Annotated in this window: 15 protein-coding genes; 8 read left to right on the top strand and 7 right to left on the bottom strand. The window is 44.6% G+C overall.

The window, feature by feature from the left end; translation table 11 throughout:
• Window positions 1-192 precede the first annotated feature (192 nt).
• The 4 genes from murC to H6F44_RS19075 form a co-directional block, all read right to left on the bottom strand.
• Window positions 193-1,584, bottom strand: a complete 1,392-nt coding sequence (murC, locus tag H6F44_RS19090; protein ID WP_190352616.1) for a UDP-N-acetylmuramate--L-alanine ligase — start codon at window positions 1,582-1,584, stop codon at window positions 193-195.
• A 49-nt stretch (window positions 1,585-1,633) separates the two neighbouring features.
• Window positions 1,634-2,293, bottom strand: coding sequence for a Crp/Fnr family transcriptional regulator (locus H6F44_RS19085; protein ID WP_242016658.1), 660 nt, complete (start codon window positions 2,291-2,293; stop codon window positions 1,634-1,636).
• Window positions 2,294-2,664: 371 nt separating this feature from the next.
• Window positions 2,665-3,150 carry a tellurite resistance TerB family protein gene (locus H6F44_RS19080; RefSeq protein ID WP_190352614.1) on the bottom strand — a complete coding sequence of 162 codons (486 nt, stop codon included), beginning with the start codon at window positions 3,148-3,150 and terminating at the stop codon, window positions 2,665-2,667.
• Between the two features lie 13 nt (window positions 3,151-3,163).
• Window positions 3,164-3,679: a hypothetical protein gene (locus tag H6F44_RS19075; RefSeq protein WP_190352613.1), complete on the bottom strand. Its 516-nt coding sequence runs from the start codon at window positions 3,677-3,679 to the stop codon at window positions 3,164-3,166.
• Window positions 3,680-3,790: 111 nt separating this feature from the next.
• Here H6F44_RS19075 and tatA point away from each other — a divergent pair, with 111 nt between their 5' ends.
• On the top strand, window positions 3,791-3,937 hold the full coding sequence (gene tatA / locus H6F44_RS19070; protein ID WP_190352612.1) for a twin-arginine translocase TatA/TatE family subunit: 147 nt from the start codon (window positions 3,791-3,793) through the stop codon (window positions 3,935-3,937).
• 45 nt (window positions 3,938-3,982) lie between these two features.
• Here the strand turns inward: tatA and tsaE are convergent, their stop codons facing one another.
• Window positions 3,983-4,501 carry a tRNA (adenosine(37)-N6)-threonylcarbamoyltransferase complex ATPase subunit type 1 TsaE gene (tsaE, locus tag H6F44_RS19065; protein ID WP_190352611.1) on the bottom strand — a complete coding sequence of 173 codons (519 nt, stop codon included), beginning with the start codon at window positions 4,499-4,501 and terminating at the stop codon, window positions 3,983-3,985.
• Between the two features lie 136 nt (window positions 4,502-4,637).
• Here tsaE and moaC point away from each other — a divergent pair, with 136 nt between their 5' ends.
• Window positions 4,638-5,150: a cyclic pyranopterin monophosphate synthase MoaC gene (gene moaC / locus H6F44_RS19060; protein WP_190352610.1), complete on the top strand. Its 513-nt coding sequence runs from the start codon at window positions 4,638-4,640 to the stop codon at window positions 5,148-5,150.
• 36 nt (window positions 5,151-5,186) lie between these two features.
• Here the strand turns inward: moaC and H6F44_RS19055 are convergent, their stop codons facing one another.
• Entirely contained in the window at window positions 5,187-5,381 is a 195-nt protein-coding gene (locus H6F44_RS19055; protein ID WP_190352609.1) for a copper chaperone, read from the bottom strand.
• Window positions 5,382-5,439: 58 nt separating this feature from the next.
• On the opposite strand from H6F44_RS19055, the gene H6F44_RS19050 reads away from it, so the two are divergent.
• Window positions 5,440-8,316, top strand: coding sequence for a sensor histidine kinase (locus H6F44_RS19050; RefSeq protein WP_206754474.1), 2,877 nt, complete (start codon window positions 5,440-5,442; stop codon window positions 8,314-8,316).
• Between the two features lie 163 nt (window positions 8,317-8,479).
• Window positions 8,480-10,201, top strand: coding sequence for a putative bifunctional diguanylate cyclase/phosphodiesterase (locus H6F44_RS19045; RefSeq protein ID WP_190352607.1), 1,722 nt, complete (start codon window positions 8,480-8,482; stop codon window positions 10,199-10,201).
• A gap of 40 nt (window positions 10,202-10,241) precedes the next feature.
• Here H6F44_RS19045 and H6F44_RS19040 read toward each other — a convergent pair whose 3' ends face one another.
• Entirely contained in the window at window positions 10,242-11,633 is a 1,392-nt protein-coding gene (locus tag H6F44_RS19040) for an NAD-dependent malic enzyme (RefSeq protein ID WP_190352606.1), read from the bottom strand.
• A gap of 292 nt (window positions 11,634-11,925) precedes the next feature.
• Between H6F44_RS19040 and H6F44_RS19035 the strand changes: the two genes are divergently transcribed.
• The 4 genes from H6F44_RS19035 (at window position 11,926) to H6F44_RS19020 (ending at window position 16,530) form a co-directional block, all read left to right on the top strand.
• A complete protein-coding gene (locus H6F44_RS19035) occupies window positions 11,926-12,852 on the top strand; it encodes a substrate-binding periplasmic protein (RefSeq protein ID WP_190352605.1) in 927 nt (308 codons plus the stop codon).
• Complete coding sequence (locus H6F44_RS19030) at window positions 12,750-13,670, top strand: J domain-containing protein (protein WP_322096258.1); 921 nt, start codon at window positions 12,750-12,752, stop codon at window positions 13,668-13,670. Before H6F44_RS19035 ends, H6F44_RS19030 begins: the two co-directional genes overlap by 103 nt.
• A 38-nt stretch (window positions 13,671-13,708) precedes the next feature.
• The gene (locus tag H6F44_RS19025; RefSeq protein WP_190352604.1) at window positions 13,709-14,737 is read left to right on the top strand and encodes a GGDEF domain-containing response regulator; all 1,029 of its coding nucleotides are present in this window, start codon (window positions 13,709-13,711) and stop codon (window positions 14,735-14,737) included.
• Window positions 14,738-14,868: 131 nt separating this feature from the next.
• Window positions 14,869-16,530, top strand: a complete 1,662-nt coding sequence (locus H6F44_RS19020; protein ID WP_190352603.1) for an NAD(P)H-quinone oxidoreductase subunit 4 — start codon at window positions 14,869-14,871, stop codon at window positions 16,528-16,530.
• Window positions 16,531-16,782 lie beyond the last annotated feature (252 nt).

Genomic DNA, 16,782 nt, shown 5'->3' with positions numbered 1-16,782 from the left:
ATCTTTCCTAGTCGAGCCAAATTTGTCGGGCTTATGCTGGCGGTGTTTCAACCTGTAACTCACTTGCTATTCTAATATAAAGCCGTGCTGGAAGCACGGGGTTTTAAACCCATTTTTCTGATAAATAGATTCCGTCAAGGGATCTTACTGCAAAGTCAAAATGGCTAAGTTGATTTGACTTTGCAGTTAAGGTTAAGTTTGGCGCTGAGAGATGGCTTGCATGGTGGGCGCGATCGCCTGGTTTAGATTGCCCGCGCCAAGGAAAACCGCCAGATCCTCAGCCTGTAAATTCTCCACCAAAAATGCTTGGACATCCTTGAGAGTTGCTAGATAATGTACGGGACTGTTATTTACCAGCGCGATCGCTTCAGCGACCTGCCCACCCGTAATTTTGCCATCATTCGGCTCGCTGGCGGCATAAATATCCGTAACCACCACCAAATCAGCATCGCCAAAGGCATGGCTAAATTCTTGTAAAAAATGATGGGTGCGACTATAGCGATGGGGTTGGAAAATAGCAATGACGCGACTATTGGGTTTACTGGCATTTTGTTGACGCGCCGAGGCTAGGGTGGCAAGGATCTCGCTAGGATGGTGAGCATAATCATCCACAAAAGTGATGCCACTGTGCATACCTTTGATTTCAAAGCGGCGACTTGCCCCCACAAAATCGGGTAGAGCATCGGCGATCTCTGACCAATCAACCCCCACATAACGCGCCACCGCGATCGCTGCCAAAGTATTACTGAGATTATGTTTACCCAGCAGCCCTAAGGAAATTTTGCCGAGGGGCTTGCCACGCTCCATCACAGTTGCCTGCGTATCTGTGGCGTTGTACGTCACATCAGTTACCCGATAGTCAGCATCGGCATCACTCAGGCTATAACTAATATCCACAGCTATATGTGCTTTGACCGTTGGGCAATCAGTACAACCCACAACCAGATCACAGCGCTGAGTAAAAGTTCGGAAAATATCAATGACCTGATCCAGACTTTGATAATGATCGGGATGATCTAACTCAATATTGGTGATTACCCCCACATGGGATAAAAACTTGATCAAAGTACCATCGGACTCATCCGCTTCTGCGACTAGATATTTACCACTACCAAGGTGAGCATTGCCATCCCAAGCGCTCACTTCACCGCCAATGATGATGCTAGGATCTAGTCCCGCCTTGAGCAATAAAAATCCAATTAGGCTGCTAGTGGTGGTTTTGCCATGAGTCCCCGCCACAGAGATCGTCTTAAACTTTTCGATGAGTGCGGCTAAGAGATCGGAGCGATGCAGAATCGGTAGATCATTGGCTAGAGCAACTTGAAATTCAGGATTTTGAGTGCTAATGGCAGTGGAGCAGACAATTTGCGGCGATCGCCCTACATCCACATTGTCCGCATGATGTCCTTGAAAAACTTGCACACCCAGATTTTGCAACTTCTCGGTAATGCGATTTTTATTTAAGTCTGAGCCAGATACTGTAAAACCTTGCTTGGCGAGAATATAGGCGATCGCCGACATCCCAATACCACCAATGCCCACAAAATGAAACGGCTTGCCGCTGAAATCAACTGGACTCAGCATCTATACCTCTTACCCACCAAATAAAGAAAAATAATAATAACAGATTAGGTTATACCATCAATGCTTCTAGCCCTTCAGGGTTAAGAATACATAGCACATCGCGATCGGGCAGTCGTTGAATTAAATTTTTGCGCTCTAGCTTACCTAATACACGGGTCACAGTCTCCCGCGCTAAACCACTTAAACTACTTAACTCACGATGGGGCAGATTGGGGATTTCCATACCTTCGTCAACCTTTGTCCCCTGCCCCTCAGCCAGAAACAGTAAAACATCAGCAACCCGCGAAGTGCTATCTGCTTCTCGCAAGCGCAGGCGACGATTCACTTGACGCAATCGTTTCGCCATTAGTCTAGCTAGATGGATACCTGCGGTCGGCTCAGTCTCAATTAAATGCACAAAGTCTGAGGCGGGCAAACTTCCAATCGTGGTCGGGGTCAAGGTAATTACATCCGTTGACCTCGGCACTTGATCGAGGGGAGCCATCTCGCCAAACATTTCGCCAAATCCCAGAATATTTAAAGTGATTTCCTTGCCATCAAGGTTATATGTCCGAATTTTTGCCCAGCCACTCAAAATAAAGTAAACAGAGTTACCCCAGTCATTTTCGAGGAGAATTACTTGATCGGCTGGATGGGAGCGTGTGACCACATGGGCAGTGGCTTTGGCGACTGCGGCATCAGGCAATCCCACAAAAAATGGGGCAGACATAATTTTTTGTTGAAGATCATGGTCATCCCGCATATTGAGTTGCTCTTAGCTCTTAATTTTTTGCTTTTTGTAAATGTATTTCTGAGAATCGGATTATTTGATCCTTGGTAGAAGTTTACGCTGTTATCAATGCCAAAGAATCATTCAAAAAGCCTACTATGTAAGATTTTTGTAAGATTTTCTACAATATGCCCTGTCTCGATAGGCTGTAATTTAGCTGTAAATCAAACTGCGTCTATTATTGCTTGTGTCTATTATGGCTGTTTATGTTAACTATATCTTTAGATCGCACTCAAATAAGCAGTGCCTAGCTTTGCCGCGCACTGCTCATTATTCCCTGAAACAAGACTTGCGACTAACTATCCAATAAACTAACTACCCAATAACTTGTGCAGCCTAGATGCTAGGGATCTAATAATGCTTTTGTCAGAGGCTTGTTCTTCACAGGCGATCGCTGCCTCAATTTCGGCGACAGTCTCCGCAGGCAGATCCAGCATTCGGACTAGTCTCTGATAGGCGGCGGCTTCATCAAGGTTGATCATTGGCTCATTAGGACTGCGGCGACTCGCTTGGATCACCTGATAGCCCAGTCGCAACACCATCTGACGATCTTCAACACTTTTGATGCTGGGGACAACTTCTTCAAGGGGAATATTTTGACCTAAATACTCTTTGAGTTCTTTTTTAAGAGAATCTCGACCTGCTTCATCCTTCGCAAAAAGTACTGCAAATTCATCAAGCATTAGCCGAATTTCGTCAGGCTCTAGCGTGCCATCAGCCCAAGCCATTGAAGCAACAGCCCTTAGCATATCCATTTGGCGCGGACTGATCGGTGGCGGCAGTTCTGGAGTTGTCATAAATTTTACCTTCTCAAGAAAGTTTTTGCTGAAGCAAAATAGTATTGTCAGAGTTTAGATCAATTTGGATTTCGAGGCGTTGTTTTTCATCTCTGATTAACAATATGGCATTACCATTTGGCTGTTTAACTGCTCCAAGTTGTGGGTTGGTCATCTGAATTTTTTGATACACAATTTTAGGCAAAGTGACGCGCAGTTGATAGCTTCTGCCCGATGATGGCAAAACATCTAGTCTTTGATTAAATAGATCTAGTTGAAAGTAACCAACGCTAATATTGCGCTCTTCGGGGGCATTTGGTTTAAACCAATAGAGGGTAATGCCCCGCAATGATGGCGATTGTATCGTGAAAGTTTCGTCAAGGGCTTGCTTTTCCCAGTTGAGTTCGCTGCCACTACGACCTTCTAAGGAGCGTTGCTGCCAAAGAATTTCTTGATTAGCAAGGGATGTCCACCACTGAGCAATACGCGCTAGGTTTACCTCTGCTTCAGGATCATTACTGCCAAGAGTCCAAGTGATAATTGATTCCATAAATACTTTTTACTTCTCCAGTTTTGAGAGAATAATAGCCAGGCTTGCATTGCTTGTAGACAAAAATGCTGTATAACAGCATAACAGAAACCTTTAAGGAGACAAAATTTTATGTTTGGAATTGGTTGGCCAGAGCTAATTGTGATTGCACTTGTGGGTGTGGCGATTTTTGGGGCAAAGCGTATCCCTGAAATTGGGCGTAGTGTTGGGCAGGCATTGCGCGGGTTTCAAGATGAAATTAAGGATGAAAGCAAGTAAAATGCCCCATTATTGCTTAGCTATGACCATTATTTTCAAGCATTGTTATTGTGAATATTGGTGAGTTATGCGGGGGATTTTTACCTGTAGTTGTTGCAAAACTAGAATGTAAGCTGAGCCGATCGCTGTCAATTCAATGTTGCGTGATTGATCGTTTGATTTAGGTGTTGACAAATTAATTTCTAAATATTCGTTAGGCTTTTTTAATAGCCTACTTGCCCATTCGATCGCCACAATACCCACAGGAAAATCGACACCGCGCCAATATTCTTCAAGGTGCAACCCACTAGTTTGAGATGGTTCGAGGCGATAGAGATCGATGTGATATAGCGGCAACCGCCCTTCGGTATATTCATCGATAAGGGTAAAGGTTGGGCTGGTGATGGTCGAATTGATACCCAGCGATCGCCCAAACGCTTGCATGAATGTAGTTTTGCCACTGCCCAGATCGCCGTTAAGCAGCAAAATCATGCCTTGGGTGACAAGCTGTGCTAATTCGGCGGCAATATTTTGAGTTGCCTTTAGATTATTTGCACAAAAGCTAATTTTTACAGCATTAGGCATAATTCGGGTAAACTTTTGTAGTGGGCAAATGTATAAATGCTACTTTGTGCCTGCTTTCGCGTAAATGAATCGAGGCGCTGTCTTGGTTTGATTTACAAATAAATTACATTATTGAGCTAATTTCAGCAAAGTTTTTATGGATAGGGATCTTCTTCAGTCACTTGCTCATCTTGATCAAAGTGGAAATGCTCAGATGGTGGATGTGACCAATAAACCGCAAACCGTGAGACGGGCGATCGCGCTATGCGAAATATCCATGAAAACGACCACCCTTGATGCAATTCAAGCAGGAAATTTACCTAAGGGGGATGTCTTGGGAACAGCAAGGTTAGCGGGAATTATGGCGGCAAAGCAAACAGCTAACCTAATTCCGATGTGTCATTCTCTCAACTTGACCAGTGTTGATGTCAGGATCAAGCTGGATGAAAACATTCCAGGATATCAAATTGAGGCGGAGGTTAAGACGAAAGGGGAGACTGGGGTAGAGATGGAGGCATTGACTGCGGTGACAGTTGCGGCTTTGACCCTTTACGATATGGCGAAGTCCTTAGAAAAAACGATGGTGATCTCCAATACTCGCCTCATCCTTAAGAGTGGTGGCAAGTCTGGGGAATTTTTCGCGCCTAGAGGTGAGTATTGTGATCTTTGAAGTTGGAGTAATTTATTGTAGTAGTTTACTGTAAGTTTAATTAACTTCATGACCAGCGATCGCGATTAGCTCCCGAACTCTAGGCTCTGTTAGCTCTGTAGTAACGCTTATAGATTTGGTGGCGGGATCACCTGTAACGATCGCGGATGTGTCTTCAGACTGAATTGCCTTGGTGATGGTTTCAATGCAGGCAGTACAGCCAATGGAAGGGACTAAGATTTGAATAGTCATGACGAATTTGCTAGTTTCCGAAAATAATCAGTAAATAAAGTATAGGAATTAGGCGATGATGCAAAATGTCCTAGATCAGTTGTTAGACCATTTATATTGCGGTGTATTCATTTTATCTGTTCAGAAGCCCGATGGTTCGCTGAATGATGCTCATGGCGATGGGCAGTTGCAATCATCATCTTGGCATAGTCAACCATATCTAGATCTAAAATTTACATCTGTTAATAGCGTATTTATTGAATTTGTTTATGTGTTTGCTGGTGATAGTAATAAACAAAGGGATAATTTTTTGGGGCGATCGCCCGATCATTGCCTGCCTCAAGAACTGGCTCAACTGCTAAATATTCATGCCTATCGCTGTTGGCAAACTCAACAGCCCATAGAATTTACCGCTTTAATGAGTACTAGTGAGAACGCAATAAGTCTAGCCTTGCAAATTCATTTATCTCTAAAAACTGACCATGAAGCTGGGGAGCAAATAATTGTCGGTACTTGTCAAAATATTACTAAAACTGTGGCAGAGCGATCGCCCCAGACGGGGCAAGAGACGGCTGATAAAAAGTTTACCCACTTAATCAGTGAATCGACAGATGCGTTTGTGGTGGTCGATCAGCAAGGGGTAGTGCGCTATGTCAATCGGGCAGCCGAAGTTTTATTTGGTTGCGAAGCGGAAAATATTATTGGTGAAACCTTTGGATTGCCCGTAGTTGTGGGAGAAAGTACCAAAGTCGATATTATCAATCGCGGCACGATGACCCCTGCGGAGATGCGCGTATCCGAAACCTTTGATAAGGATCGCATGGTGTATGTGGTAGCCTCTTTGCGGGATGTATCGGAACGAAAACAGGTTGAAGAATCTTTGCAATTGCGGGAGAGGGCGATCGCCGCTAGTTCCAATGGCATAGTAATTACTGATGCCACCAAACCCGATAATCCGATGATTTATGTTAACCCCAGTTTTGAAAGGATTACGGGCTATAGTGCGGCTGAGGTGATTGGTAAAGATTGTCGCTTTTTGCAGGGGCGCGATCGCCATCAAATCGGTATCCTCGATCTACGTAAGGCGATCCAAGAGCAAAGGGAATGCCATGCCGTGTTACTCAACTATCGCAAAGATGGTACGCCCTTTTGGAATGATCTCTACATATCGCCAGTATTTAATGAATATGGCGACTTGACCAATTACATCGGCATTCAAACTGACATTACTGAGCAAGTAAAATCAACACAGCGCCTATTGGAAAGCGAAGAAAGATTACGCACTGTACTAACTTCCATTAAAGAAGGCATTACCTTTAGCGATGATACTGGTTATTTTGCGATCTTTAATGCAGGTATGGAAAATTTAACGGGATATGCGATCGCCGAAGCTAATGCCAGTCGTGACTTTAGTTGTTTTCTCTATCCCGATCGCACCGAACATGACAAAGCCCTACTACGACTACAGCACTTACAGGAAACAGGCAAAGGCGAAACCGTAGAAACGCGAATCAGACATAAGGACGGTACTTTTAAAGATGTTTTAGTATCGACAAAGCTGATGACCTATAAGGGCAAACGAATGTATCTCAGCAGTTACTACGACATTACAGAACGCAAAAAAGTAGAAATGCAATTGCGTTATCAAAATGAAAGAGAGCGTTTATTAAATGCAATTTTATTAAAAATCCAATGCGAGCTTAATTTAGAACAGATTTTAACAATCACTGTTAAAGAAGCTCAAGAACTTTTACGCATAGATCGGGTAGTAATTTATCAATTTCAAGAAGATTGGAGTGGCAAATTTGTCGTAGAAGCGGTGAATGATCCATTGTTATCAATTTTGGGTGAAACGATTAGTGATTCATGTTTTCAAAAAAACCACGAACTTAGACATTATCTAGTTTCCCACATTGACGATGTGCATTCTGTAGATATTACGCCTTGCCATCGGGAGATGTTGGAGTCTTTACAAATCAAGGCTAATATCGCTGTTTCGATCTCCTTTGGTGGCACTTTATGGGGGCTATTGATTGCCCATCAATGCTTTATGGCAAGGCATTGGGAAGAATTTGAGATTGACTTGCTGCGACAACTAGCAAACCATGTGGCGATCGCCATTCAACAAGTACAGTTATTTGAAAGGGTACAAGACCTCAATCGCAATCTCGAATGTCAAGTTGCCGATCGCACACAACAGTTAGAGCGCAGTCTCAGTCAACTAGAGCGAGCTTTGCTAAAAGAGAAAGAGCTAAATGAATTAAAGTCGCAATTTATTTCCAGAGCCTCCCACGAATTCCGCACCCCCCTTGCCACAATCCAAACCGCCAGCGACCTGCTTCGCAACTATAGCCATAAAATGTCTGAAGAGAAAAAACTGGAGCGCATCGACAAAATTCAAAGAGAGGTCAAGGGTATGACCAACCTATTGGAAGAGGTTTTAATTATTGGTAAAACCGAGTCTGGTAAATTTAAGCTTAACCTAGAGGTGATCGATCTTGAGGCATTCTGTTTAGAAAATATTGAAGAATCTAAACTGCTAGGCAGTGGTAAACATCAGATCATTCTCAAAAATATTAATGCTCCTAAACAAATTCTAATTGATGCTAAATTTCTTAGACAAATAATTTCTAATTTGTTATCTAATGCCATTAAATACTCACCCAATGGTGGTGAAGTAATATTTACAATTGCTCAGACTCAAGAATCTACACCTAAATTAGTTCTGGAGTTTCAAGATCATGGAATTGGCATCCCTGAGTTAGATCAAGAAAAGATCTTTGAGCATTTTTATCGCGCCCATAATGTTGGCATGATTGGAGGAACTGGCTTGGGCATGGCAATTATCAAGAATTCCATAGACATTCTCGGCGGTACGGTGCAGTTGGTTAGCTCTGAGGAAAGAGGCACGAATATTAAAGTAAAATTACCGATGACAATTCATAATAATTCATAATTATCCCTTGAAACTTCAAGATTTACGTCAAACAGCCAAAAGCCAGACAGGATATTTGACCCACAAACTAAATTCCTGTAGGGCAGGCATTTTACCCCTTTATGGTTGAGACTTACTACCCAAATAAAGGCTAAACTCTATTACTGAACATACAATTAGCGCTATGACAACGATTTTAGTCATTGAAGATGTAGAAGCATTGCGGGAAGAGATTATGGAAACTCTTTCCTATGAGGGGTTTGATGTGTTGGGGGCGCAGAATGGTGTGATTGGGGTACAGATTGCCACTACTTATTTACCCAATTTAATTATTTGTGACATTGCGATGCCAGAGCTAGATGGCTATGGCACATTGGTCGCATTACGACAAGCGCCGCAAACGGCAATGATTCCATTCATATTTTTGACGGCGATGACAGAGAAGGTGGATATGCGTCAGGCGATGCAGCTTGGAGCCGATGACTATCTCACTAAACCCTTTACTTCGGCAGAGTTGTTGGGGGCGATCGCCTCACGGTTGCAAAAATATAACTCAGTACGCGAGCATTATTACGATGAAATCAAGGCTGTGGGGGAAAAATTTGCTTACTTGTCCCAGCATGATGGCTTGACCCAGTTACCAAGTCGCAATCTTTTTTATGAATCCTTGAGCCAAGCGATTTTACACGCCCAACTTAATCATCAATCCTTGGCACTTTTGTTTTTGGATATGGATAATTTCAATATCATTAACAATACTTTGGGCAGTGATATTGGTGATCAATTATTCAAGGCGATCGCTGAGCGATTACGAAGATATACAGCTCCCTGCGACATGGTGGCAAGGATTCAGGGGGATGAATTTGCTATGGTTATTTCCAATGTTGTTGATACTGCCGCAGTCAAAAAAGAAGCCCAAAAGATTCTCGATCTTTTGAGTCGCCCTTATAATCTCTATGGACACGAAGTATTTATTACCAGCAGCATTGGCATTACTGTTTATCCTGACGATCACCATGACACAGAAGGACTAGTCAAGAATGCAGAATTGGCGATGTACTATGCCAAAACCCATGGACGCAATAGTTATAAGCTCTATACTGCCGATTTGAATGTGCAGTCATCCGAATTTATGGCTTTGGCAAACAGTTTGCATCGGGCGCTCGATCGCCATGAAATTAGGGTGTTTTATCAGCCCCTAGTCAGTTTACAAACAGGAAAAATTGTGGGGGCAGAGGCACTAGCCCGATGGCAGCATCCCGATTTGGGAATCATTATGCCCAATAAGTTCATTCCTGTTGCCGAACAAACAGGCTTGATTTTACGACTGAGTGAACAAATTCTGTTTGAAGTTTGTGAGCAGATGCGGATTTGGGAGAGTATGGGGCTTGATTATGGGTGGATTGCGGTTAATTTATCAGGTCAGCATTTTCAACCCGATAATAATCTATTGGAAATAGTGGCTAAGGTACTTAAGGAGACAGGGATTGATCCGCTTCACCTAGAATTAGAATTGACGGAGGGGATCATTATGCAGAATGTTGAGTTTACGATCGCTTTGTTATCTGATTTACAGGATTTAGGAGTAAAGGTGGCGATCGATGATTTTGGTACGGGTTATTCATCGTTAAGCTATCTCAAGCATTTTCCTGTCAATGCCTTGAAAATTGATCGCTGCTTTATTCAGGATGTAACTAGCGATCGCCATGATGCCACGATTTGCCTAGCCATTATCGATCTTGCCCATAGTTTGGCTTTGGAGGTAATTGCGGAGGGCGTGGAAACCCAAGAGCAGTTCCAATTTTTAAAGGATCATGGCTGCGATCACATGCAGGGATATTTATTTAGTCAACCCTTGCCCACCGCAGAATTTGCCAAAATGCTATCCGATGGTAAGAGTCTTTAATGCCAAACAGGAAATGGCTTAGCCATTCCCCACTTGAGCGCTAAGCGTTAGCCAGCCCTTGTTGACGTGCCACAGCATGGACGGCGGCAGCCACAGCATTGGACACACGCGGATCAAATACTGAGGGGATGATAAAGTCTGGGGCAAGATCGCTGCTGCTGACCAAGGAGGCGATCGCTTGGGCAGCGCCAAGATTCATTTGCATCGTAATTTTTGTAACCCTTGCATCAAGTGCGCCGCGAAAAATCCCTGGAAAAGCCAACACATTATTGATTTGATTGGCATAATCACTGCGACCTGTGGCAATGACAGCCACATCATTTTCCACGAGTTCAGGTTGAATTTCGGGAATAGGGTTTGCCATCGCAAAAACAATTGGGGCAGGAGCCATGCTGCGTACCATTTCGGGGGTTAATGCCCCCTTAACGCTCAGTCCCACAAACATATCCGCGCCCTTGATCACTTCAGCGAGGGAGCCACCCTTTTCACTGGCAAACTCTAATTTCTCAGGGGTGAGGTTGGGGCGATCCTTGGTGATACAGCCTTGGGAATCGCACATAGCGATCCGTTTTACCCCTGCTTCCCGCAATAGCCTTGCCACCGCAATCCCCGAAGCACCCGCCCCATTCATGACAATGGAAACAGTATCGATGGGCTTGCCCACTACCTTGAGGGCGTTAATTGTCGCGGCTACAACTACCACAGCCGTACCATGTTGATCATCGTGATAAACGGGGATGTCTAATTCTTCCTTGAGCCGTTTTTCAATTTCAAAACAACGGGGGGCGCTGATGTCTTCGAGATTGATCCCGCCAAAGGTGGGCGCAAGAAACTTGACAGTTGCCACGATTTCATCCACATCTTTAGTATTTAGGCAAATGGGGAAGGCATCCAGCCCCGCAAATTGCTTAAATAGCATTGCTTTTCCTTCCATTACAGGCATGGCAGCTTCAGGGCCAATATCGCCCAGTCCTAAAACGGCTGTGCCATCGGTGACGACAGCGATCGTGTTGCATTTAATGGTGTAGTCGTAGGCCTTGCGCTTGTCCTCAGCGATCGCCATACATACACGCCCCACCCCAGGGGTATAGACCATCGCCAGATCATCCTGCCCCTTGACCGCCACCTTAGAGTTGACCACAATTTTGCCACCCTTGTGCAGTTGAAAGGTGCGATCGTAAATGTCCAATACCCGAATTTCAGGAATGGCATTGACTACAGCAATCAACTGATCCATATGCTCGGTGCTGTAAGCATTGACGGTGATATCACGCACCGAAATTTTGCGGGTTTGCTGAATTAGGTCAATCTGTCCCAGATTGCCACCTGCTTCAGAAAGAGCGCTAATGACTGAAGACAGCATTCCTGCGCGGTTGAGGAGTTGCACGCGCATGGTCAAACTGAAGCTGGGGTTGGGTGTTAGTTGTTGCATCGTGGGGGGTAAAGTGGATGAGAGAATCGAGATAAATGATGTCTATGACTGTTGCTGAATGTTGCCAAGCTTGTTAGCACAGCAACCTAGAAAGCTAGAGGCGGCGCAAAGCACCACCTCTAGCTTGTATATAACTTTATCGGATTCTTACTCAGCTTTACGTTACATTTGACACTGCACAGGGCTCTATTTGCTCAATCATGGTGAGGGCAGCAGGCCAAGTTGTGTCAGAAATTCGTTATGGCGCTTGGTTTATGATAAAATCGCATCCTGATTTCACCTCAATTCCATCATGTTTAAGTTTGTTCATAAGCTCACTTGCCTTGCCATCCTATGTACAGGTTTTAGTGCGGGGATTAGCTGGGGGCAGGTTAGCCCGATTGAGCCAATGTTTGCTCAAGACAGTAGCCTCGGTATTGTGCTGCGGCGTGGACATTTGCGGGTGGGCATTGATGCGGCGATCGGTGGTCCCTATATGTTTTGGAATAATAAAACTCAGTTTTATGATGGTTTTGAGTTAGAAATCATCAAGGAAATTGCCGCCAGATTAAAGATTGAGTCTCGTCCTATTAATATTCCTTGGGCAGATCAGCCACAAAGTCTCATCTCCCGCCAAGTTGATATTTTGCTAAGCGCTAGGGAAGAGGGGGCGCTAGATATTGGTGAAAATAGGGGTAAGTTCATTGAGACTTTGCCATATTATCGCAACACTCAGCGTTTACTAATTCGTGCTGACGGCACTGCCATTAAGTCCTTGCGCGATATGATTGGTAAGCGGGTGGGAGTTGTGGCAAATAGCGGTGGTGCAGCGATCGCTGAAACCTATAATAAAAACAGAGGTAATGCGATTCGTTTATTTTCATCGCGGGATCTTGACCGCATGATCATCCAACTGCGCGATCGCCAACTGGATGCCATGATTCTCGATGAACCTGTGGCAGTATGGCAAGTCCGCAACAATCCTAACTTTATGATTATTGGTGAACCTCTGATTCCGATTCGCCTAGTGGCGATCGTCAATAAAGATGATCTGTCCCTCAAAAAAGCGATCGATCAAGCTTTAACAGAGATGCGCCAAGACGGTAAACTCGAACAGATACTCAAGAGGTGGAACCTGTGGGAAAGCCAGCAGAAAACTTTGCAATCACATTTAAAATCACGGAAGGCATTGCCAAATATGGCATTAGCGACTACTACGCCGTTCTTGGTCTACCCTTAACAACCGAGCCCGCACAGATTCGCAAGAAATTCTTGAAACTCGCGAAAATTCTGCATCCTGATGTGTTTGGCAAGACCGCAGCAGAAAAGGAAATTGCCACTAAATATTTTTCTAAAATGGTTAGCCCTGCTTACCAAGTCTTGAACAGCGATCGCGATCGCGGTGAATATTTGGCAACCCTGAGAATATTTGCCCAAGGCTGGAAGCAAAAGCAGGATCTAGAGCCTGTGGTATTACAAACTGATATTGCTCAAAGACTGTACCGCATCCCCCACGAAATTACTTACAAAAAGTATGTGGAAGAGGTTGCGCCCAAACAGTACGAATCCTTCGACACAATTCTGGAATATAGCAATACCCTCAGTGAACTAAACCTTGTGTATGTGCTGACCCAAAATAATCTTGCCTTTAGTGCAGGTAGCAGCAGCCCTGCGGCAGCTAGCAACCCACTGCCCGCCACCAATGCCAGTAATAATACGACTGCGCCAGCCCCTCAACCTATGCAGTCACCAGCCCTGCGTAATTTGAACATGGCAGAGCTGTTCATCGGGAAAAAACAATGGAGCGATGCTCTTAAGGAGTTGCTTGCAGCAGAAAAGCTTGATCCCAATAATGCCAAAGTCTTTGCACTCAAGGGTGTGGTGCAAATGAACCAAAATGCCACGGCGATCGCCAAGTCGAGCTTTCAAAAAGCACTTAAACTTGATCCTAAAGAGCCAACTGCCCTCAAATATATCAATCAGGTCAATGCTGCCAGCAAACCGCCCGAAAAACCACCCGAAAAGAAAGGTGGCTTATTTGGGTGGGGTAAGAAATAATCTCAAGAAGCCAATGCTAGACGACCGAGGCAAACACTTTGGACTTTCGTAAACTCAAATACTATCGCCATAACTCTCTAATTTTGATTGTCAGTGGGGATCAACAACTCACCAGTTCCCTCACTGCCATTCTGATATCAGAGAAATATAATTGCATCGCCGTCAACAATGGAGAAGTAGCTTGGGAAACTATTCTCAATCAAAAACCTGCGATCGTCCTTGCCGACTGGACAACTCCCGATGTTTCAGGTTTAGCCCTCTGCCACCGCATCAAAGCTAATATCGAACATCCCGACCTCAACAGTACCTACTTTATTCTCATGGTTGAGGCTGAGCAGGAGCAGCAGTATCAAATTGGTCTAGAAACTGGCGCTGATGAATTGATCAGTAATCCCATTAATGCGGCTGAGGTCAAAACAAGGATTCGCAATGCTTTACGCAGTAGTGCTTTGATCCAGTCGCTCACATGGACAAACCAAAGATTGTTAGCGCAAAACGATCTGCTGGATGCCCTAAATCTCTCTGACCCCTTGACAAGGGTTTTGAGTGAACAGGCTTTTGCGGATGTGATCCCAAGAATGATGCAGCAGTTTCGGGGGTATGGCAATTATCAGGGCTATGGCTATTTGAGTGTTTTGATTGCGGATATCGATCGCTTTAGTGAAGTTACTGCCGCCTATGGTGAAAAGATTGGCAATGAAACGATCAGAGCGATCGCGGGCAGATTAACCCATAATTGCGCTGCCAATAGCTTGATCTATCGCCATGGCTTAGATGAATTTGTCTGCGTCACCCCGCACCGTACCGCAGCCCAAGGCGCTCAAGTGGCTAACGATCTATTAGCAAGTATCCGCAGCAATCCCATCGCCGTCTCGTCGGGGTTACTATTTCCCCTGACGATCAGTATTGGCGGCATCGTGGTTGCTTTAGGTATTTCTAAGACGAATGCCCTAGCCCCATACAAGCAAGATTTTTCCTTTGTTGATTTAGTTAATCTAGCTGGGCGATCGCTCCTGCAAGCCCAACAATCAGGCGGCGATCGCGCCTTTATCGATACAGTTTTGTGAAAAAAGTGTCGGCGCGGTGTGCCGACACTTTTTTTATGGATTTTTATTTATGGATTTTAGGATCAGAATTGTTGTTAAAGTTTAGTACAATACTTAACATTAGTTCTCGGTAGGTATTTATTCTCATTGACATGACAAACTTTCCTTGGCTTACCGCGATTGTCCTACTGCCCCTCGTAGCATCTTTCCTAGTGCCTGTTTTGCCCGACAAAGAAGGTAAAACCCTGCGCTGGTACGCATTAGCTGTAGGCATCGCCGACTTTATTTTGATGTGCTATGCGTTCTGGAAAAACTACGATCCCAGCAGTGCCACTTTTCAACTCGCGGAAAAGTACACATGGATTCCCCAGCTAGGACTTAGTTGGTCTGTTTCAGTCGATGGTATCTCTGCCCCCCTAGTTTTATTAGCAGGGCTAGTCACCACCCTTGCCATGTTTGCCGCCTGGCAGGTTAACATCAAGCCTCGCTTGTTTTACTTCTTGATGTTGATCCTTTATGCCGCCCAAATCGGCGTATTCGTTTCCCAAGATCTACTGATGTTTTTCATCATGTGGGAAATCGAGCTGATTCCCGTATATCTCCTAGTTTCGATTTGGGGCGGACAAAAGCGCCAATATGCCGCCACTAAATTTTTGCTGTACACCGCCGCCGCCTCAATCTTTATATTGGTCGCAGGTTTGGCAATGGCTCTTTATGGCAACAACCTCACCTTTGACATGGCTGAGCTTGCCCTCAAAGAGTTTCCCCTTGGGCTAGAACTAGCCCTCTATGCAGGTTTATTGATTGCCTTTGGCGTAAAGCTTGCCATTTTCCCACTGCATACATGGCTACCTGACGCTCACGGCGAAGCCTCATCACCTGTATCAATGATATTGGCAGGTGTACTGCTCAAAATGGGCGGCTATGGCTTAATTCGTCTGAATATGGGCTTACTTGAACATGCCCATGTTTATTTTGCGCCCATATTGGCAATGTTAGGTGTGATCAATATTGTTTATGGCGCGGTTAATTCCTTTGCCCAAGTCAATATGAAGCGGCGCTTAGCATTTTCATCGGTATCCCACATGGGGTTTGTTTTGATTGGCATCGCCTCATTTACCGACCTAGGCATTAGCGGCGCTATGTTGCAAATGCTTTCCCACGGCTTGATTGCGGCTGTACTATTCTTCCTTGCTGGGGTTACTTATGATCGCACCCACACGATGCTAATGAACGAAATGGGCTATATCGGTAAGGTCATGCCCAAGGTATTTGCACTATTCACGGCTGGAGCATTAGCCTCCCTCGCATTGCCAGGCATGAGTGGCTTTGCCAGCGAAATCGCCGTATTTGTGGGCATAACCACCAGCGATGTCTATAGCTCTGTCTTCAAAATCGCTACCGTATTTTTAGCGGCAGTGGGCGTAATTTTGACCCCGATTTATCTATTGTCGATGTTGCGCGAGATTTTCTATGCTTCGGATGCCAAGGCTTACTGTGATATCAACCCATCCTGTGATATTTCTGACATTAGCCTCAAATCTCAGGGCAATCAAGAAGTGGTTTGTTTTGGCACAAACTGCGTACTGCCCAGCAATTCTGAATTTAGTGACGCTAGACCCCGTGAAGTATTTATTGCGGTTTGCTTCTTAGTGCCGATCATTGCGATCGGTGCTTATCCCAAAATCATCACCAATTTTTACGATTCCACAACGGTAGTGGTAAATGCTAAGGTGCGATCAGCTCAAGGTAAAGTGGCTTTGACCAAGCAAAATCCAGTTCTATCCCAAAGTTTAACAGCTCCACAAATTTAGCTCGCTTTGTGATGATTTTAAACCCAAGTAAAAAAGTGAACGGTGCTTAGTACCGCTCACTTTTTGCTTTTTTATTTGTATAGCTACATTAAAAACATTAATCATTCGCTCATGTGGGTAAATAGGTGAAAGGAGGGACAAGAAGACGGCGGAGGAAGTCAAAATCAATCCAACGTAAATTGTAAGCCCACTCAAACATGGCTACATAGAGATGCAGATACTTTTTATGGATACCGCGAAATGGACGAACAA

The organism is Pseudanabaena cinerea FACHB-1277, assembly GCF_014696345.1.
GTDB classification, from domain to species: domain Bacteria; phylum Cyanobacteriota; class Cyanobacteriia; order Pseudanabaenales; family Pseudanabaenaceae; genus Pseudanabaena; species Pseudanabaena cinerea.
The sequence above is the reverse complement of the archived record's forward strand: the minus strand, read 5'-3'. Positions and strand labels throughout refer to the sequence as shown.